This is a genomic window from Fictibacillus nanhaiensis (genome assembly GCF_023715445.1).
In the GTDB taxonomy this organism is placed as follows: domain Bacteria; phylum Bacillota; class Bacilli; order Bacillales; family Fictibacillaceae; genus Fictibacillus; species Fictibacillus nanhaiensis_D.
Map to the genome: position 1 here is coordinate 616,180 of NZ_JAMBOD010000001.1, position 20,062 is coordinate 636,241.

The 20,062-nt window shown below is 37.7% G+C and carries 19 protein-coding genes; 3 read left to right on the forward strand and 16 right to left on the reverse strand.

What is annotated here, in order from left to right:
• Nucleotides 1-44: 44 nt before the first annotated feature.
• The 5 genes from M3196_RS03250 to M3196_RS03270 all read right to left on the reverse strand — a co-directional run bounded on the left by M3196_RS03250 (nt 45) and on the right by M3196_RS03270 (nt 6,145).
• Nucleotides 45-1,931 carry an LTA synthase family protein gene (locus M3196_RS03250; protein WP_251320815.1) on the reverse strand — a complete coding sequence of 629 codons (1,887 nt, stop codon included), beginning with the start codon at nt 1,929-1,931 and terminating at the stop codon, nt 45-47.
• Nucleotides 1,932-2,265: 334 nt separating this feature from the next.
• Entirely contained in the window at nt 2,266-3,225 is a 960-nt protein-coding gene (locus M3196_RS03255) for an ROK family glucokinase (protein ID WP_251320816.1), read from the reverse strand.
• Between the two features lie 13 nt (nt 3,226-3,238).
• Nucleotides 3,239-3,430, reverse strand: coding sequence for a YqgQ family protein (locus tag M3196_RS03260; RefSeq protein WP_251320817.1), 192 nt, complete (start codon nt 3,428-3,430; stop codon nt 3,239-3,241).
• A gap of 110 nt (nt 3,431-3,540) precedes the next feature.
• Nucleotides 3,541-5,004 carry a spore germination protein gene (locus M3196_RS03265; RefSeq protein WP_251320818.1) on the reverse strand — a complete coding sequence of 488 codons (1,464 nt, stop codon included), beginning with the start codon at nt 5,002-5,004 and terminating at the stop codon, nt 3,541-3,543.
• A gap of 97 nt (nt 5,005-5,101) precedes the next feature.
• Complete coding sequence (locus M3196_RS03270; protein WP_251320819.1) at nt 5,102-6,145, reverse strand: M42 family metallopeptidase; 1,044 nt, start codon at nt 6,143-6,145, stop codon at nt 5,102-5,104.
• 104 nt (nt 6,146-6,249) lie between these two features.
• Here M3196_RS03270 and M3196_RS03275 point away from each other — a divergent pair, with 104 nt between their 5' ends.
• On the forward strand, nt 6,250-7,113 hold the full coding sequence (locus M3196_RS03275) for a hypothetical protein (RefSeq protein ID WP_251320820.1): 864 nt from the start codon (nt 6,250-6,252) through the stop codon (nt 7,111-7,113).
• Here M3196_RS03275 and M3196_RS03280 read toward each other — a convergent pair.
• The 10 genes from M3196_RS03280 to M3196_RS03325 form a co-directional block, all read right to left on the reverse strand.
• On the reverse strand, nt 7,094-7,822 hold the full coding sequence (locus M3196_RS03280) for an HAD family hydrolase (protein WP_251320821.1): 729 nt from the start codon (nt 7,820-7,822) through the stop codon (nt 7,094-7,096). The two genes, M3196_RS03275 and M3196_RS03280, sit on opposite strands and share 20 nt — an antisense overlap.
• 1 nt (nt 7,823) lies before the next feature.
• Nucleotides 7,824-8,000 (reverse strand): hypothetical protein, encoded by a 177-nt coding sequence (locus tag M3196_RS03285; RefSeq protein WP_251320822.1) that lies wholly within the window; start codon nt 7,998-8,000, stop codon nt 7,824-7,826.
• A gap of 76 nt (nt 8,001-8,076) precedes the next feature.
• On the reverse strand, nt 8,077-8,697 hold the full coding sequence (locus M3196_RS03290) for a molybdenum cofactor guanylyltransferase (RefSeq protein WP_251320823.1): 621 nt from the start codon (nt 8,695-8,697) through the stop codon (nt 8,077-8,079).
• A complete protein-coding gene (locus tag M3196_RS03295) occupies nt 8,682-9,470 on the reverse strand; it encodes a DUF92 domain-containing protein (RefSeq protein ID WP_251320824.1) in 789 nt (262 codons plus the stop codon). The genes M3196_RS03290 and M3196_RS03295 overlap by 16 nt, the downstream gene beginning before the upstream one ends.
• Nucleotide 9,471: 1 nt before the next feature.
• A complete protein-coding gene (locus tag M3196_RS03300; protein WP_251320825.1) occupies nt 9,472-10,029 on the reverse strand; it encodes a 5-formyltetrahydrofolate cyclo-ligase in 558 nt (185 codons plus the stop codon).
• 161 nt (nt 10,030-10,190) lie between these two features.
• On the reverse strand, nt 10,191-10,340 hold the full coding sequence (gene rpmG / locus M3196_RS03305; RefSeq protein ID WP_066242361.1) for a 50S ribosomal protein L33: 150 nt from the start codon (nt 10,338-10,340) through the stop codon (nt 10,191-10,193).
• A gap of 100 nt (nt 10,341-10,440) precedes the next feature.
• Nucleotides 10,441-12,423, reverse strand: coding sequence for a glycoside hydrolase family 15 protein (locus M3196_RS03310; protein WP_251320826.1), 1,983 nt, complete (start codon nt 12,421-12,423; stop codon nt 10,441-10,443).
• A gap of 2 nt (nt 12,424-12,425) precedes the next feature.
• Entirely contained in the window at nt 12,426-14,837 is a 2,412-nt protein-coding gene (locus M3196_RS03315; protein WP_251320827.1) for a sugar phosphate nucleotidyltransferase, read from the reverse strand.
• Nucleotides 14,837-17,635 carry a 1,4-alpha-glucan branching protein domain-containing protein gene (locus M3196_RS03320; RefSeq protein ID WP_251320828.1) on the reverse strand — a complete coding sequence of 933 codons (2,799 nt, stop codon included), beginning with the start codon at nt 17,633-17,635 and terminating at the stop codon, nt 14,837-14,839. The genes M3196_RS03315 and M3196_RS03320 overlap by 1 nt, the downstream gene beginning before the upstream one ends.
• An 11-nt stretch (nt 17,636-17,646) precedes the next feature.
• A complete protein-coding gene (locus M3196_RS03325; RefSeq protein ID WP_251320829.1) occupies nt 17,647-18,288 on the reverse strand; it encodes a DUF4912 domain-containing protein in 642 nt (213 codons plus the stop codon).
• A gap of 375 nt (nt 18,289-18,663) precedes the next feature.
• Here M3196_RS03325 and M3196_RS03330 point away from each other — a divergent pair, with 375 nt between their 5' ends.
• On the forward strand, nt 18,664-18,855 hold the full coding sequence (locus M3196_RS03330; protein WP_251320830.1) for a hypothetical protein: 192 nt from the start codon (nt 18,664-18,666) through the stop codon (nt 18,853-18,855).
• 20 nt (nt 18,856-18,875) lie between these two features.
• Nucleotides 18,876-19,340 (forward strand): hypothetical protein, encoded by a 465-nt coding sequence (locus M3196_RS03335; protein WP_251320831.1) that lies wholly within the window; start codon nt 18,876-18,878, stop codon nt 19,338-19,340.
• Nucleotides 19,341-19,391: 51 nt separating this feature from the next.
• Here M3196_RS03335 and phoU read toward each other — a convergent pair whose 3' ends face one another.
• On the reverse strand, nt 19,392-20,051 hold the full coding sequence (phoU, locus tag M3196_RS03340; RefSeq protein WP_251320832.1) for a phosphate signaling complex protein PhoU: 660 nt from the start codon (nt 20,049-20,051) through the stop codon (nt 19,392-19,394).
• Nucleotides 20,052-20,062 lie beyond the last annotated feature (11 nt).

Below are 20,062 nucleotides of genomic sequence, written 5' to 3' on the forward strand. Positions count from 1 at the left end.
AAAGTAAAAAAAGCACTTAGCGGTAGCTAAGTGCTTTTACATGATTATTTATTCTTTTTTGCTTTGTCTTTATCGTAAAAACGAAGCAAATCACCATAGATAATTCGGTCTGACATATCAAGCTCAGTTTTTGCACGTTCAGCATATGGTTCACATGCATTTTCTTCGCCTTCAATTGGTTCTCCAGTTGCTTTGTCGTAACATTTCCCATCTGTAAAGACGTTATCCTTCGTAATATAGGAATTGTCGCGAAGTACTGCGAAATCTTCTCGTTCTTTAGAGAATAAGTCAGAACCTAATTGTATGTCACCTTTAGTGTCAATCCCAAGCATGTGCAAGATCGTTGGTTTTAAGTCGATTTGTCCACCAACCGTATTCATAACTTTGCCTTTTTCACCAGGCATATGAATGATCAATGGTACTTTCTGTAGTTGAGTAGATTCAAATGGAGTAATTTCTTTTCCTAAGAATTGACCCATTGCATCATTGTGATTTTCAGAAATACCATAATGGTCACCATACATGATAAAGATAGAGTCTTCATATAATCCTGCTGCTTTTACATCAGCAAAGAACTCTTTAAGTGCATCATCCGTGTATCGTACAGTTGTAAAGTAACGGTTAACTGTCCCGTCATTTGAAGTCCATTCAGGAATCATTTCATCTTCTTCTTCCAATGTGAAAGGGAAGTGATTCGTTAAAGTAATATACTTTGTATAGAATGGTTTATTCATCGCCTGCATTTCTTTCAAGTGAGGAATGGATTGTTTGAAGAAATCTTTATCTTTTAATCCCCAGCCGATAGAATTTTCAGGTGTGACTTCAAAATCCTTTAATGAGTAATAACGGTCATAGCCGAAATTATCATACATGATATCACGGTTCCAGAAACTCTTGTTGTTGGCATGCTGTACAGATGAATAGTAGCCGTTCTCTTTCAGGATTTCTGGCGTAGCATTATATTGGTTTTGAGAATGTGTAAAGAAAACTGCTCCACTTGGAAGCGGATATAATGAATTATCTAGCAAGAATTCAGAATCAGACGTTTTCCCTTGCCCTGTTTGGTGATAAAAGTTCGGGAAGTAATAACTATCTTTAATCAAGTCGTTCATAAACGGTGTGATTTCTTTTCCGTTTACTGATTCATTAATAACAAAGTTTTGTGTAGATTCTACAGAGATAACAAAAACATTCTTGCCTTTTGCTTTACCGAACATTTCAGGGTTCGGTTCTTTGTAATTGGCACGTGCATAGTTTTCAATATCTGTAATTTCACTGCCATCAGCAAAAGCACGTTGAGCTTTCGCTTTAGATTGAATAATTGAATCGTAAATATGGTAGTTGTATGAACCAATATTTTTAATCAGCATCTCACGGTCAAAAGTACGTGTTAATAACTGTGGACGCTCTGTTTCAGCTATTCCAACGTTAACGATAAAGAATACGATCGCTGCTGCAAAAGTAAGTGTAATCTGTTTGCGTGAAGCACGAGCAGGACGGTAATCAGCACGTCTCATAAAATAGGCTAAAATTACGATGTCAATAAACACTAAAACGTCTGTTGGCTGAATCAATTCAAAGACACTATTACCTAAATCACCCATGTTGCTTGTTTGAAACAAGACTGGAATGGTAATAAAGTCATTAAAGAATCTGTAAAATACCATGTTCGCATACATAACAAAACTCATGATTGCACTAACGGCAATAATCATTCTTCTATGTGCTTTACCTTTAAAGTAAAGGGTAATACCTAAGAATAAGATGACCGAACTGATCGGATTAATAAATAGGATCAGTTCCTGAATTTTGTTGTCCATAGGCAATTCAAATGCTGTTTTATATACGATATACGTTTTAGCCCATAATAAAGCCATTGCAATAAAGAAAAACTTATAGTCAGCAAAAGCTTGTTTCATTTTTTCTTTCATATGTTCTCTGACCTCCTCAATCAAAAAGAACTCTGTGCTGTCACTTTTGAAATGTTTATTTTATACTCTTTCATATCCGCCTGTATCCATCTGGAATGTAAATTACCATTTACAAAACCTTAACTTAAGGATTACATAAAGAGTATATTAACTCGTTTTGCACAAGAATTCAATACCCTAACGTACTATTTCAAGATTCTGACAAATAGGACGACAAAACTATATTAGTTTTACCCTTTTTTTTAATCCATAAACAATTAGACGAACCTCTGCCGAAAAAGTTTCAAAAAAAGAAAGAACCACTTAAAGGTGGCTCTCTATTTTCAAATAATAATTAAAGGTTGTGTTTTGCTAACCAAGCTCCTCCGATTACACCAGCATCGTTGCCTAAAGTAGCTACAGTTAGAGTTGCTCCCTCTGCCACTCGTGGAAGTGCAAATCGCTTAAATTGCTTTTCAAGTCTAGACATTAGTGTGCTGCCCGCTTTTGAAACTCCTCCCCCGATAACAATTTTTCCAGGGTTAATACCGTTAGAAAGATTTGCGATTACGAGTCCTAAATGAAATGTAACTTCGTTAAGAGTGTCTATTGCTGCATGATCTCGGTTTTCGGCTGCTTCAGCAACATCCTTTGCTTTCAGTTCACCTTTATTCTTTAAAATTTCATACAGAGATGAAGATGGATCATGTAAAACTTTTTCTTTTGCAATTCTTGCTATACCAGTAGCAGAAGCGATGGTTTCGATACATCCAGTTTTTCCGCAGTTACACGATGCACCGCCTTCAGGGATGGATGTAATATGACCAATTTCACCAGCCATTCCATTCGTCCCATGGATAATGTGACCATTAACAATAATTCCGCCACCAACACCTGTTCCTAGTGTTACCATAAGAAGGTTTCCTTCTCCGTCTCCAGCTCCGCGCCACATTTCACCTATAGCTGCAATATTTGCGTCATTGTCGACAGTAACAGTGAGACCTGTAGCTTTTTCAAGTTCATCTTTTAAGGCATAGTCTCTCCATCCAATATTAACGGCATGATAGATAAATCCTGTTTTCATATCAATAAAGCCAGGGGCTCCCATTCCCATTGCCGCTAATTTTCCGCGCGGTTCAGCAAGCTGCTCTAATTTAGCAAAAATAGATTCAGCAATGTTTTTAACGATATGTTTACCATCCTCTGATATATTTGTCGGGATCTCCCACTTAGCAACAATATGTCCATCAAAGGTAATAAATGCTATTTTAATTGTCGTTCCGCCTAAATCTACACCTACCAGCCATTTTTCCATTATGCTTCATCCTCTATTGTAATTTATTGTGTGCTGCACGAATAATTAGAATTGCCGTTTTGTATTCGTTTACATCAATCAGTTTTTGATTGTATAATTCACGAACTTCCTCTTGAATTAATTCTAAATCCGCAGCTTGATTTCCTGTATAAATAATTGTTCCAAACCTTTTTAATAACTGCTGTATGTCATACATTGTTTTCAATTCTATCACCTACGTCATTATAACAAATATTCCGGGTTTGAATGCAAGCCTTTGCACATATTTTTATACATAAAAAAAACAGCCTGGTTTATTCCGGCTGCTTTAAATGATTAACGATCTGGGTCTTTAGGATGCAGGACAACTGGTCTTCTGTTTTTCAATGGCATGGGTATTCTGAATATTACATCTCTGATCGCTTTATAGTTAAACGGGATAAAAGGCCACAAATAAGGAATATGAAAAGATTTAAACGATACAAAGAAAAGAACGGCGAGTGTAAATCCGATGATATACCCCGGAACCCCTAATAGTGCTGTTAACGTTAATAGCGCAAGACGCAATAATCTGTTAGCTAAACTCAGCTCATAAGTAGGGGTTGCAAAAGTTCCTATCGCGGCTATCGCTATATATAAAACAACTTCGTTCACAAACAAACCTGCTTCTATAGCAACTTGACCGATCACGATAGCAGATACAAGTCCCAGTCCTGTTGATACCGAGGTCGGCGTATGAATTGTAGCCATACGAAGCATATCCATTCCTAATTCGATGATGATAAACTGCAGAAAGAGTGGAACAACTCCGATCTCCTCAGGTCCAATAAAAGATAAATTGAATGGCAGCAATTCTTTATTAGTCGACAATAAATACCAAAGGGGCAAAAGAAAAATGGAAATCCAGACTGCCAGAAATCGGACAAATCTTAAATATGCGCCAACGATTGGTTTTTGACGGTACTCTTCTGCATGTTGAAGATGATGCCAAAAAGTAGTTGGAGTAATAAGAACAGAAGGTGAACCATCCACAAACACAAGAACATGCCCTTCAAACAGATGTACAGCTGCTGTATCAGGCCGTTCTGTATATCTAACTAAAGGATAAGGATTCAAATGCCTTCCGCATATAAATTCTTCTACTGTTTTTTCACCCATCGGGAGACCGTCTGTATCAATTTTTTTTAGAGAATCTTTTATGCGTCCCACTATATGCGGATCCGCTATGTCTTCAATATAAGAAATACAAATATCGGTTTTAGAACGCCTTCCGATACTCAAATACTCCATGCGCAATGACCTGTCACGAACTCTTCTTCTGGTCAAAGCGGTATTAAATATAATGGTTTCAACAAAACCGTCTCTTGCTCCTCTTACTACCCGCTCTACGTCAGGTTCTTCTGGTCCCCGAACAGGATACGTTCTTGCGTCGATCTGAATAATCTCAGGAACTCCCTCAACAAGAAGAACTGTAGGTCCGCTGAGTACCCAGTCAATCCCCTGGTTTAGATCATCTGATTTCGATATTTCAACATAAGGGATATATGTTTTCATCAATCTCAACAACGGATCGGGATCTAATTGCTCTGGCTCAAGGTCTGCGAGCAGTTTCATTAGATAGTGTAGAATTTCATCTTTTACAAATCCATCGACCATGAATAACGCCATTCTTCTGCCTGCGTATTCTAGATCAAGATGGATGCAGTCAAAACTGATATCAACACCTAATTGTTTCTTCATATATTGCACATTTTCGTCAAAATTGGTTGAAAGAGGTTGTTTTTTAGGCAGATATGACATTTTTCACCACTCCTCTGCCTATCATCCTTCACTTTCTTCCTTCTTTTCATACCTGTATAATAAGAAAATCCCAGCCGAATGGCCGGGATTAATTTTATTATACGAGCTGTGACTGCAAATAAGCTTTAATGAGTTTTGCTGTATGTTCCAGTGATTTAATATGTGTACGTTCAAAAGCGTGTGAAGCGTCAATTCCAGGACCAATCAATCCATGAACAACGTCTACTCCTGCTCTTATAGCAGCGGTTGCATCCGAGCCGTAATAAGGGTATATGTCAACCTTATATTCAACGTTATTCTTTTCAGCCAATTCAACCAGATGCTTGCGCAATCCAAAATGATACGGGCCGCCAGAATCTTTTGCGCAAATGCTCACTGTATATTCATCAGTGGATTGACCATCTCCGATCGCACCCATGTCCACTGCCAAATATTCAGCAGTCTCCTCTGGAATGTTTGAGTTTCCACCATAACCGATCTCTTCATTATTACTAATTAAGAAGTGTGTCGTAAAAGGTAAATGTAAAGACGACTTTTTAATTTCTTTCACAAGATGCATCAGTATAGCGACACTGGCCTTATCGTCTAAATGGCGTGATTTCACGAAGCCGCTCTCTGTTTCTTCAAATCTAGGTGCAAAAGAAACAAAGTCTCCTACAGAAATTCCTGCCTCTTCTGCATCCTTTTTAGAATGTAACTCTTGATCAACTCTAACCTCAATGTTTTTTTCATCACGTTTTAGATCATTCATTCCTTTGTATACATGTGCAGCTGTTTGATGCATCAACACTGTACCTGAATATTTTTTCCCTTTTGAAGTATGTATCGTACAATATTCACCTTCAACTGTGTTCCAATAATAACCGCCTATTTTATCCAGTTTTAAACGGCCGTCACTTTTAATTTCTTTGACCATAGCACCGAGTGTATCAACATGAGCTGTCAATAATCGGTGTCTGGAATCATCTTCACCTTGAATCGTAGCTAGAATCGCACCTTTTTTCGTAAGTTTGTAAGGTACATCTTGCTCTTCAAAGAACACCTTCATATATTGGATGGCAGCTTCTGTGTTTCCTGAAGGACTTGGAATATGAACCAGTTCTTTAATAAATCCAACAATTTCATTTGTTTGAATTTCCATTTTTTTCTCCTCTCAACACTTCGATTTTCATATTTCCATCTTCTATTTTTGCTGACAGCGCATACAATTTAGGAACCAGTTTGTCCTAGAGGAGGCACAGTGAAATGAAGTGGAAAATTTCAATCTATATATTGATAATTATACTTGTAATAGGTATCATCTACCAGCCGTTTATTAAAAAAGAAGCCCGGGAAAGTATAACGTTTTTCCCGATAGACAATTCTTTTTCATTTACAGAAGCAAATACATCCCTCACTTTTAACAAGGGAACACCTTCAAGCTACGAATTGGAGTGGGAAGTTGAATCCGAGTCTTCTGAAAGTGTTTATTTAAGACAAGACATCGCTATGATTTATGAAAACGGTAAACTTACAAATAAAATGACGGAATGGAAGACTTCTGCAAAAGAGATTGATTTGGAGAAAAATATAAAAGGAAATAAGCCGGCTCTATGGGAGACTATTACTTATCATCAAGGCGAAATTCATATAAATGAAGAAAAGTACCGGTCCGTACAAAAGATGAGTAACGACTTACTCTATACTTTAAAAATAAATAGTTATTTTTCAGGTATTAAAACTCCTAAGAGTGCGGCAGAGCGGCGCCTGAAAAACGCACTGGACCAGGAAACAAACCAATACCTTCAAAACGCATTAAATCAGCTTACAAATTATTATCAGATAAACCGGGATAACTTCCACATTATTTCGCTTCAATCACTGACTGGCTACAATGAAAAAGCCTTGCCTGGATTTGATCAACAAAAAAGTCAGGAAATTATCGGAAAGCTTTGGGAAGGACTTTATAAAAATTATTTTATAAACATTACAACGAAATCTGGGCAAAAAGTAAGCCCAATAGGAAGCTCCATGCCATTCATTTTATTAAGCAAAGATAAAACACACTTATTTGTTCTCTTTCAAACATCTACAGGAGAAAACATACAGCTTATTCAATACATTTCATAAGTACATTCCTTAACTCCTCACTTGAAGAGCAGCTATATATGTTTCCACCTATACTAGGCGGCATATGTTTGGTAGGATTCCACCAAATCCCTGTCCATCCTGCCATTACTGCCGGCTTTATATCAAAGCTTAATGAATCGCCAATATAGTAAAATGCACTACTGCTGCACCGTCTTTGAACGTATTTAAATATATCAGTATTTGGTTTTGCTAAGGAAATTTCTGATGAAATATAAATTCTTTCATGCGGGAAGGGTATTCCCAGCATTTTAAGCTTCTTTCTTTGCAGCGTAGATCCTCCATTGGAGATAATTCCAACATCATGACCATTTTTGTATAATGATTCAACTATACCTTTTATCCAGGGAAATGGTTTTACAAAGGATGGAATTTTTTCTTCACATTGTTTTTGGTAATTACTCACTAGAACGTTATCAAACGATTGTATTTTCATTAATATTAATGAAGAAAAAAGTCGTTTTGTTTGATATTCCTGACGTGTTAATAAACCATTTTCATATTCCGTCCAATACAAATCACAATATTTTTTATATCCCTTATACCATAATTCAGGGTTAACAGGCTGTATTAAAAGAGGAGAAATTACAGCTTTAAAAGCAAATAAAGAAGCCTGCTTAAAGGAGGCTTCATAATCGAACAACGTATTGTCTAGATCAAAATAGAAAGCTTTTCTTTGTAGAACGCTCATGTCAGATTAGTTCATCCATCATTTTAGAACGCATTCCCGGGAATGACATCGCGCTTCCCACTACAAAACGTCTGATAAACGATTGGCCTAACGCCATGTTTAATAAACGATAACGCATTCGATAGCCCAGTATGACAGCAAGGAATATCAGAAATCCTTTAATCATAAATCCTTTCATATTTAAAACCTCCTTGCTTATACTTTCTGTGTTTAGAGGCTATTTTATTCGTAAACAAGTCGGGCAAAAAAATTCATTATACATGTCTTGGGCAATCTGCCTCCTTAATACCGATCAGCTCATTAGGTGTATTCACATTTTTAAAATAGGGTTCTTCATCTCTGCAAACTTTCATGTATTTTGTTTTTTTTCTTTCTACGAGCTTAAGCACCTTGTAAACATCACTACGCAAACAAGAAATGATATCAGCCATACATGTTATTTTATAGACTCCATTTAACGGATATATCTTGCCGTTTAAAACTGGAATAACACAATCAAAGTTGTTTTTTTGAGCAGCCTCTAGCCATTTGACATACATGTTGCTATTCATTAAAGGCATATCACACGGCGAAACTAAATAGTATTCTGATTTATTGTTTATCATCCCTGTATAAATTCCCGCTAATGGCCCTTTACCTTTATATCGATCTGCATCCGTTAGTATACGTACTTGATGGGAGCTAAATTTCGTTAAAGGTTTTTTTAACTCTTCTCGAGTGACAATTAAAATTTCATCTGTAAAGGATGCTAATGTTTCAATTGAGTGTTCAATAAATGTTTTGCCTTCAAATTCCGCAAGTGCTTTAGGACTTCCAAAACGTCTGGATTCTCCACCCGCCAAAATTATCCCTGAACAATTCAGTTTATTACCCATATGTATAATCCTCCTGCAATTAACGCACCAACGGCTGTTGAACTAAAATTTACAACATTATTAGTCACCCAAAACAAACCGAATATCTTTTCGGTTTTGTTTTTACAATGCCATTTGCTCTCAGTCTCTGTTTTACAAATATGACAATAATACTTCTGCTCAAACCATGCCCCAAAAAGTGTATCTGCAAAGTTACCCATAAAACCAGAAAAGATAATAATAATGGTTACAGGAATGGATGCAGCAGGGTAAAGAAAATAATAACTTGCGCCTATTAATCCTGCTCCTAATATGGCAGCTGATGTTCCAAAGAATGAAACAGCACCCGAAAGACCTGGCTCAACTTTTTTCCATTCTTTTAAATGAAATGGTTTTGATCTTGAAAGAATCCCCAACTCAGATGCCCACGTATCGGCTGTAGCGGCTGCGAATGCTGCGCAAAACATGATTAGCCAGATCGAATCTGCAGACCAAATATCACCTATTGCAGCAAGGAGCGCAACGCCTCCGTTTGCAAAAACTTGACCTGCAGTACGGCCGTTCTTTTCTTCGGAAGAAGCATTACGGTCTTGTTTCCTTTCTTTCTTCCATTTCGTCAGAAGAGAGGAAGTCAGAAAGAAAAAACCTAATACAATCAACCCTTGCCATTGAAATGAGTAACAGATAACTGCGCCTGTAAAAAAAGCTGCTATACTCCCATTTATGGAAAGGAACCTGTAAATAACGGAAAGTATACAGATTAAGGCAATTCCCGTAATGATTACCGCTCCCATTTTAAATGAAATTTCCATTTTCAGTCATAATTTTATCTACTGGAATATCAAAATCTTCATGCGGCAATTCCTCTGCAGTTTGAAACTCAAACGCAATAGATACGGTTGAACCTTGATAACCCTGTAAAAAGCGGTCATAATAGCCGCCTCCGTATCCAATTCTGTATCCCTTCTTATCAAAAATCAAACCTGGTACTATAAGTAGGTCAATTTGGTCTTTTGATATTAATTTCGTTTTTTCAAGAATGGGTTCGTAAAGATCCATATATACATTCTCAAGATCATCATGGGATTTCATTTCTCTGAACTCCATTTTTTTATCAGCAGAATAGCACTTTGGAACCGAGACCGTTTTCCCTTCATCCCATGCCTTTTTAATAATAAGTGAAGTGTCTAGTTCAAAATTTCTTGAAACTGTAATTCCAATACATCTTGATTTTTGCCACTGTTCTGTTTTGAATAAAAGTGCTGCTATTTTTTCGCTCTTCATTCTTCGGTTGTTTTCATCCATTGAAATTAATAATTGTTTTATCCTCTTTCGCCATTCAGTTTTAGTCATTTCAAACACCTCGTGATATTGAAGTTTATACGTTCATCATAGCATGTGAGTTATTTGGCACAAAAAAATAAGCAGATCATTGATCAGGTTAAAAAAATATGTATATATGAAAAAACGCCTGATTCCTCATATTTATGGGAGTCAGGCGTTCTTATGTGAAATTACTTCGTTTCACGGTGAACTGTGTATTTCTTTAAACGCGGGCTGTATTTTTTAAGCTCTAAACGGTCTGGATTTGTACGCTTGTTTTTAGTAGTGATGTAGTTACGATCACCAGTTTCAGTACAAGCTAAAGTAATGTTTACACGCATTGTTGTTTCCCTCCACATCTTTACCAAAGTACATATTAATGGTTACTAACAGTCATTATTCTCTATTAAACCATACTTTAACATGATAACAAATTCTTAACTAACGAGCAAGAGAGTTTTGCGAAAGTTTCTGATACACAGCCGTATACTCTTTTAAAACATCGAGATAAGTAGCATGGGACCAAGTTAAAGGAGCAACGGATAATGCTTCACCCGTATAAGGATGGAGCTGTTCCGGCAAAACACCCGTTGAAAAACTGTGCTGCTGAACCCACCGTAAAATTTCATGAGGTCGTTCTAAGTCAATCATTGATTTGGCACTTTGAATATACCATTTTGCAACCCAAAGCGTGCAGATCAGCCAAGGATTTCCCGGAACGCTTGCAACTTCGTGTGTTTGCTGAAAATAATAGTCATTCGTATACCTTGCTATTCCTCCAACATTCGTTTTGATGCATAATTCCTCTTCCATATGCTGCATCGTGCGTATTACCCTTTCATCATCTGCTGCAAATACACCGAACGCAAAAAGAGCAAACATGCTGGATTCCATCGTAAAATCTTTTTTATAGGCGTTATCGTCTAATAAGTAGATCCCCCTGATAAACCTGCCTGCACCTTCGTCATAAAGATGTTTTTCCATCCCTGCTTTTATACGTTCAGCGCCGTTTCTATAACGTTCCGCCCGATCATCTTCTCCAAAAAGCGTGGCGAATGAATAAGCGGCCATTAAACCGCCATATACACTGCTAGCGGTAAACGTAAATATGCCCCTTCGCTCCTCCCAGAGATCATAAGATGGCAGCGGAAGGTCGAGTTCTTCATGCATGTATTGAAGCAAAAATCTGGCACTCGGCCGCACAAGGGAACGGTAAAGCGACTGTGCAAATTCAATATCGCCTGTTTCTTTATAATGCTCCCAGAATGCCCATAATACAAGTGCCGTTTCATCTTCCTGTATAGGCAGCTGGCTCGTTCCATCTTTATCAATCATCGGATGCCAGGAAGATCCAATCGAACCGTCAGGGTTATATTTGTGGTGGAGATAACCTTCTTTCGTTAAAACATCTGCGCAGCGACGGTAAAAATTTTTCACCATTCCATGAAAACCGGCTTTTGCAACGGCTGCAGCAATTAATGCACCGTCTCTCGGCCACATATAGCTGTAATGATCCCGATTATAATGTTGGATATCTGAGTCATTTGCAGCAATAATATAGCCGTTCTCATTCGTCTGTGTCCTTACAATTAGAAGGCTCCGGTTGTAAAGATCAAGCAGCTCATCAGATAAGTTGCAAGGATTAATCTTCGTTTTATTAACCCATCTTCTCCAATAAACATCTATTTTATCAAGAGTTAACGATGGACCAATTTCCATCAGATAATCAAACAAAGAATATACTTCTTCCCTGCTTTTCCCCACTGTCAATGAATAATAGACACTTCTTGTTTCATGCGGAGGAACAACTCCCGTGACCGAAAAGGTACTGTCAACAGATCCTTGTGCGATTGGATTCACATGAAGATGACCGTCTTCAGCATCTTTCCATGTCCCTTCAGCACTTAAGAAGCGCTTAATCCCCGTCGTGTATTCATCAATCCCTTTCCCATCAAAAGAAGCATGAAATAAAAAATACCGATTCTTTTTATAATGGATAATGACAGATTTATGTGGATCATAATAAGCCGTATCACCAACTTCAGTTTCATAAATAGAAAGATCCTGATGAAAGAACAGCTTTATACTTTTTTCCTCGTCCGTTTCATTTATGATGCTTATACGTCGCATAAACATATTCTCGCGCTGGTGCACGGCGTCTTCTATCTTAAGGCAAACGCCTTCATTTTTATTTCTGGCAAAAGATTGAGTGACTAACGAATCAGTGTGATAACCAGGTTCTATCACCCATTCTTTTGAAGAAAGCCAAGAAAAGGAGCCATTTATACTGGCTCCTAATCGGTTTACATGCCCTTGAACATGATTTTGCTGACCAACATAGGGAAAGTAGATGTCTCTGATCTGCAAAAACTGGTCTAAGTTGATTAGTAAATTTCCATTACCTAAAACTAAGTGTCTTGGCATATTTACACCTGCTGATACAACTGTATTTTTTCGATATACTGTGATGCAGCCTGCTTCGCTTGTTCAGGGTTTGTATTTTGAGAATAGACCGTAAAAACAGGTTGTTCTACATCAGGTAATATAAGTGTCCAGCCGCCTTCAGGATGGAAAACTTTTATTCCATCAAGCAGTTCTACATTATTATCCCGAATATCTTCCATTAATCTGCGCATCACACGTCCTTTTTTATCTTTCGGACAAGGAACATATTCTCTCAGTATATGAACATCTGGAAGCATTTTAACCAGTTCCGATAGTGTTATTTGCTGCATCGCCATCACTTCCAGAATATGAACAAATGCGTATTGTGCATCGTATTGATAATTAAGTACTCCTTCCCCAACCTCCATAATAGAGCGCGGATTAGCTTTGGTACGAATCAGCTTACCTTTTAATCGTTCTGCGATCGAATCTAATGCAGAAGAACCATATACAGGGATAGCCATCTCTTTTTGCTTACCTTGTGAAAATGCCGTGAACACATAAAGAGCAAGCATTGTTTCTTCATCTAAAACTTCGCCTGTTTCTGTAATAAGCCGAAGCGTTTCCCCTGCCTCACCGATTAGAACTCCGATATTTGCGTTCGTTACTCTTACAAATGAAGCCATCTCTTCAGGCTTTGTCTGATAAGGGGCCGTAAGAATTTCACAGTTAAGACGATTGTATAAATTCGGGATAAAATTTAAATATGGCTGATGATTGTAGTTAACGACTACTCTGAATTTTGCCTCTTGTATTCTTTTTTCCTGAATCTCTTCGAGCAGCGCAGAGATATAATCTTCATGCTTGTTTGTCTGAACCGCGCCTTTTCCGATCCGGTCAAACGATGCACGTCTATAATCTTCCTGCCAATAAGCATTTTCAATCTTTCTTTCAAGATCAGAATGAATCGGCAAGCCTTTCTTATCATAAAACTCAACCATTAATTGTTTTTCGCCTGTACGGTTTGAGAAACGGACATAAACCCCGCCTTCCAACCGTTCTTCTTCAATCGAAAATCTGACAACTGGTGCAACCGTCGGGCTAATATCAACTGTATGCACACCTGAAGAATGAAGTCCTTGTATGAAGGATTGCTTGATCATCACAGAAAAATCATGTGAATCACTTGCGATCAGAATTTGAGAACCGTACGGAAGAACCGCTCCGTATGCAGAAGCTAGCCTCGCGATGTAATCAGGAGTGATTTCAACATTAGCTATGCCTGAAACGCCCCGGGAGCCAAACAACGATTTCGTTGCTTTTTTCCCCCAAACGATTGATGTATGAACAAGGGCTTCTTCGAAGATTTCTTTTTCCGGCCAAATTTTCACATCTGGTTTTAACGTTGCATTTCTCCCGATCGTACAATGATTACCGACTACTGCATGCTCAAAAACAGAAGCATCTTTCTCAACTTTTGTTCCATTTGCAATCGTTGCACCTCTCAGCTCGCATTGATCACCTACAAAAACATCATTCCATAGTACAGTCTTTTTTAAAGAGCTTCCAGAACTCACAACACTGTTCTTTCCGACAACGGATAATTTACCAACGTGAGCTCCCTTTCGGATCACAGCTCCATCTGCAATACTTACTGGACCCTCAATCTTTGCTCCTTCTTCAATAAAAACGTTTTCGCCGATCCAGATGCCTGGTTCATGCTCCATGCCTGCAATAGGAAGATTGACAAGTCCGTTTAGCATATCATAGTGAGACTGCCGGTATTGCTGTAGACTTCCGATGTCAGACCAGTATCCTTCAGCCTGATATCCGAACAAATTTTCATTTTCTTTCATTAATAAAGGAAAAAGATCTTTACTGAAATCTACAGGTACATCCTTTTCGATAAATTGAAAAACTTCAGGATCGAGCACATAGATCCCCGTATTTACGGTATCGCTGAAGACCTCATTCCAGCTTGGCTTTTCTAAGAATCGGATAATCTTTCCTTCCTGGTTTGTCATGATAACACCATATTCGAGAGGTGATTCCACTTGTTTCATAAAGATGGTTGCAAGAGATTCTTTTTCTTCATGAAAACGGATGCCTTTTTCAAGGTTAAAATCAGTCAAAGCATCACCGCTTATCACAATAAACCGCTCATCTAAAAACTCCTCAGCATTTTTAATCGACCCCGCAGTACCCAGAGGAGTGTCTTCAACAAAATAATGAAGATTTACACCAAAATCACGGCCATCACCAAAATAATTCTTGATAGCATCAGGAAGATAGTGAACTGTAACAGCAATATCAGTTATTCCATACTTTTTTAATAACTCGATGCCATATTCCATAACTGGTTTGTGAAGCATGGGCACCATCGGTTTTGGCAAGTTGCATGTAAGAGGTCTTAAGCGAGTTCCTTTTCCGCCAGCCATGATTACACCTTTCATTACACCATTCCTCCTACTTTCGCTGTTTTATTGTGAATTTTGTTGTATAGATCAGCCGTTCTTTCTGCAATTGAATCCCAGCTAAACACAGTTTTAGCTGTTTCTTCTCCTTTTCTAGCCATTTCTTTGCAGTGTTCACGATTAGCAAGCATATACTCCACTGCCCAAACGATACTATGCGGATCATTAGGATAGACTTTCAGACCCGTTGTCTCATGATCTATTATTTCTTTCAATCCACCCGTATCTGAGACGATTGTTAGTTTCCCTGACGCCATTCCTTCCAAAGCAACAATTCCAAATGGCTCATAGTGACTTGGAAATAAAGCAGCATCGGCTTTTGCAAACCACTCGTTTCTCTCTTCATCACTCACAAAACCAGCTAAGTATACATAGTTATCTAATTGTTTCTGTTTAACCATTTCTCTAAGCTCATCCAGTAATGGACCCTTGCCTGCTATAACAAATTTAACTTGAAGTCCTTTGTTTCTTAAGATCTCTGCAGCTTCAATAATAGTCTGAAAGCCCTTTTCTTTTACGATTCTTCCTACAGAAAATAATAAGAGTTCGTTATGCGGACGATTGTGATAGTCCATATTTTTCTGTGATTTGATCACAAGCTGATCAGGGTCAATTCCATTTGGCAGAATTGTGATTTTATCTTCTGGTATTTGAAACACTTCCACGAGTTCTTGTTTCATGTACGTACTGCAAACGATTAAAGAATCAGAACCATCCATGAGTTCCCACTCTTTTTGATTGATCTCATATTGAAGCGGGGAGGTAATTCCATTATTTCTGCCATGCTCAGTTGCATGGATCGTTGTAATCAAAGGAATATTCAATTCACTTTTTATAGCTAATGCAGCAACTGATACGAGCCAATCATGGGCATGAATACAATCAAAATGTATCTTTTTTGATAGTTCAGCAGCATAATCTGCCATTGCAAAATTCAAGCTGCCGGTCCAGTGGAAAAAAGAATCAAATGCTGGCTGCTTTCCTGCAATTCTGTAAACATGTACGCCATTATTGATTTCATAATCCGGGTAACCCTCAACTGATGAAGTTAAAACGTATACTTCATGACCTAAATCTATTAATTTTCGCGAAAGATCAAAAACATGTCTTGAGAGCCCGCCTACTACCATCGGTGGAAATTCCCAAGAAAGTATTAAAATTTTCTTCCCCTTAGTTTGTTGTTTCTTATACTGATTTTCTACGTAAAGATCATGCTGGTTTTTAAACAATGGCCATAAATCCATTGGGATAAATGGGTATTCGTTTTCATAATCTGAAATTTCGTTAACGTTAAAACTGCCGTTTTGAATGGACAGTCGTAAAGCATGAAATCTTTCAATATGTTCTTGAAATCTTTCTTTTGCATAATGGGCAGCACTATTCCCCTCAACGATAAACGCCCAGTCTGAACTTGCAGCAAGCATCCATTCTCTTACCATTTGGTTTGCATACCGTTCAATCACAATGTTTACTTTTTCTTTTGAGAGATTGGCTGCTAGTTCAACTAATTTCTTTTCACAATAATGCAAGTGACGATACATCCATGCATTTGTTTCATTTAACCACACTTCGCCTGTTCCATTTTTGCCCCATGTAGAAAAGGCAGGTCTGACGGTTTCGAGGTCTTGATAATGTCTGTATAGGAATTCTTGAGGTGTTATCCAGCTAATGTTTTGTTCACTTGAAACCACCATGGCTTGCTTTAAAAATTCTGGTCCTTCAAACCACCAATGTCCAAAGAGTTCTGCATCAAAAGGTGCTGTTATTAGTTGAGGAGGATAAGATTGTTCGTTGTTATGTAAATATTCATCGATGCGATTATTGAAATCAAAGGAATGCAGTTTAACTTTTTCCACGGCTCGTACTCTGTTGTACCAGTCTTTTTTCTCGGTATCACCTGTAATACGCCAATATTTCAAGGAGGAGTCTATCCGAATCCCTTCAGGGTGGATAAATCCTTTAATATATTCATAATCCCGCTCATAAGCAACATCACGGTAAAACTCTCGATAATCGTTGTCACCCGGATATCCGACTGAGGAGTTCCATATCGTTTCTGAAATAAATTGATTTCGCGGGAATAACGCTACTCCATGAGGCGAATAAACGGGTGCACCGATCCCTTTACGTGGAAGGGGTTTGCTTTTTAAAACGGTTTGCTCATCTACAAATGTATAGCGGATTCCTGCATCGGCTAAAACTTTATCTATTCCAGGCGAGTAAGCACATTCCGGAAGCCAAAATCCAGTAGGCTTTTCACCAAAATATCTTTCGTACGTATTTATACCTGCAAGTATCTGTGCTTTTAATCCTTGTTCTGTTTGAACATATGGGAGAAAAGCATGTGTCGCAGCAGACGTAATACAAGTGATTTTCCCTTCATCCCTATACGTTTTAAAAGCTTTTATCATTTGGCAATCATACTGCTGGTACGTTTGCATGATCTTTTTAAACCGGTCTTCGTAAAAAGCGATAACCTCTTTTTCGTGTTTGATTTTGGAATGATTTTTTTCTTTTTTGATAAGTTTTAATGTTAGGTCGAGATGTTCTAAATATCTTTTTTGAATGACTGGATCATTCAGCAGTTCAAGTAGTGGAGGGGAAAAAGATAAGGTCCAGGATAAAGATTCAGGCTGTTCTTCGAGAACCCATAATAACGGGATATATGTCTCAGTCAGTGCCTCAAAAACCCATCTTTCCTCTAATCGATTTGCTTCTTTATGTCTCACATAAGGAAGGTGAGCGTGCAAAACTAATGCGAAATACCCGTTAGACATCGTGTACTCTCCTATCTGATTTTTTGATAGTATGAATAAGTCGAAAAATTCTCAAGCCACTCAGGCTGAGTAACTTCCTGGTGTTTCCATCGTTCTAACTTTTCATCGTAAGTATCACTCATTTCAGCTGCACTGGTTTCAGCTGGATTAGAACGAAGCAACGTAAAAAAGCTGCCATCAAAAGTACGAGTTCCTATATCTGCAATATATGTTCTGTCAGGTTCTAAACAATGAATAAACCAGTTGTTAGTCATTGGAGGAAGGTCCACTTCAAATGTTCTGTGTGCGTTATGACCATAAAAGATGATATCTGTAACATCATAAAGTTTTAAAACGTTCGGGAGTTCTTCCCACTTTGTGCGGAAATGATGTTCTGCCATGTTCTTGATAGAGTTTGAGAAACTCCAGTAAACATACAAGCTTTCATGTGTGTGGGGGATCAGACAAGCATTAGCTTCCTTATATTCATAAGGCATTGACCACTTATCTTTTTTAATTTCTACTGGTGGAGCAAAGATTTCTGAGGGCGGTGATTGCTGCTGCCGGTATTTATTCCAGCGGTACTGAACTTTGCCGATAGACATGTTCATTTGTTCGGCTATTTCCTGTAAAGTAAGTCCTCTTTCCTTTAACTTCACAATATCTTCGATCAAGTTTATCACCTCATCTTAATCAATTATTCCAGAAAACTTGTACTTATTCTCTGATTTTTAATAATCGTATCACTAGATATTTTTATGTACAATGTGTTAAAAAAGTCGAAAAATGGCGGTCCCACTACCTGCTTGTGATTACAGTTTATGTAAAGATTTTGTAACCGGTTGCTTAATCAGATTATTCTGAAATTCAGACAAAAAAATACAAACAACCTTAACTTTTTCCTTCTTTTTGGAAATCCAATAATCGTAAGTGCAAGAAAATAGTCGAAATGTTGTATTTTGTGTAAACTTTTGTGAAAAAACCTATACCACAAATAAATACTATGTTATAAAAGTAAAGGGTATAGCTTTATTTACAGGGAGGATATTATGGAGTTTGCAATTTTTGGACTATTGCTGGTAGGTATTATTCTTTTGATTCTTTCCTTTCGAAGAAATCGTGAAAACTCAGTTGAAACACAGCTTGAAAATTTTACGATTCAGTTAATGAAAGAAATTTATCAAATTAAAAAGAAACTTAAAGTTCTTGAAGATGAAATGATGATTAATGATAAGAACTAAATTTGTGAGGGGAAATTAGTATGACGAGTAAAAACCTTCGCGGATTTTCAGCTGGTATTATTATTTCTACTGGAATATTAGCTGGTGTATATTACACAGCCGATACAGAGCAGAGTACTGTATTGACGGATGAATCAGTGGAACAATATCTTTCTGAAAAAGGCGAGTTGGCAATTTCAAAAGAGGAATATACTTCTTTAACAGAAGCTGAAAGTGCTGCAGCAGCACCTGCAAAAGAAGAAGCCAAGGCTGAACCGGAAAAAGAAGAAGAGAAAGTCTTTCAAATGACTTTGACGATCACACAAGGTATGAGTACTGGGGAAGTGTGCGACCTTCTTCAAAAAGGGAACATCATTAAAGACAGCGGAGAGTTTTTAAAGTACTTACGATCCAATAACCTGGAAGGTGCTGTCAGAGCAGAATCTCATCAAGTGAACAGCAACATGAGCTTTGATGAAATAGCTAAAGAAATTACAAGTTCTTAAATAAATTCTTACATAAAAAGAGCAGGCGCTTATCACGCCTGCTCTCTTTTTTTAATCGTTTAATCCGTATCTTTTCCCTTTAACTAAGAAAATAATGCTTTCCGCAATGTTCGTTGCATGGTCAGCTGTACGTTCGATGTATCTGCACACGAACAACAATTGGCTGATCTGCGAAAGGTGATCAGGATTTTTGGTCATTAACTCGAGAAGTTCTTTAATAATTTTTCCGTATTTCTCGTCAACATAATCATCAAGATCAGCAAGTTCTTTTGCAAGAGAAACGTCTTCTTCCACATATGCTTTTGTAGCAGTTGTGAGCATGTGAATGGCATGTTGAGCCATTTTTGGAAGTTCTTCAAGTGGTTTAATAAGCTCCTGCTTTCCAATACGAATCGTTGATTTAGCAATATTCACTGCAAAATCAGCCATTCTTTCAATATCAGACGAAATCTTGATAGCTGCAATAATTCTTCGCAGATCTGACGCTACAGGTGCTTGTTTGGCAATTAAAAGAATTGCCATATCATTGATCTCATCTTCTAAGACATTGATTCGGTTATCATTTTCAATAACTTCAAGAGCTTTGTCTAAATCTTGAGTTTTTAACGCTTCTACCGACTGAAGGAGCGCTTCCTCTGTAAGTTTTGATATCTGAATAATAGCTTGTTTCATTTCTTCTAATTGAAGCTGAAAATTTTCACGAACAACCATTTATCCCACTC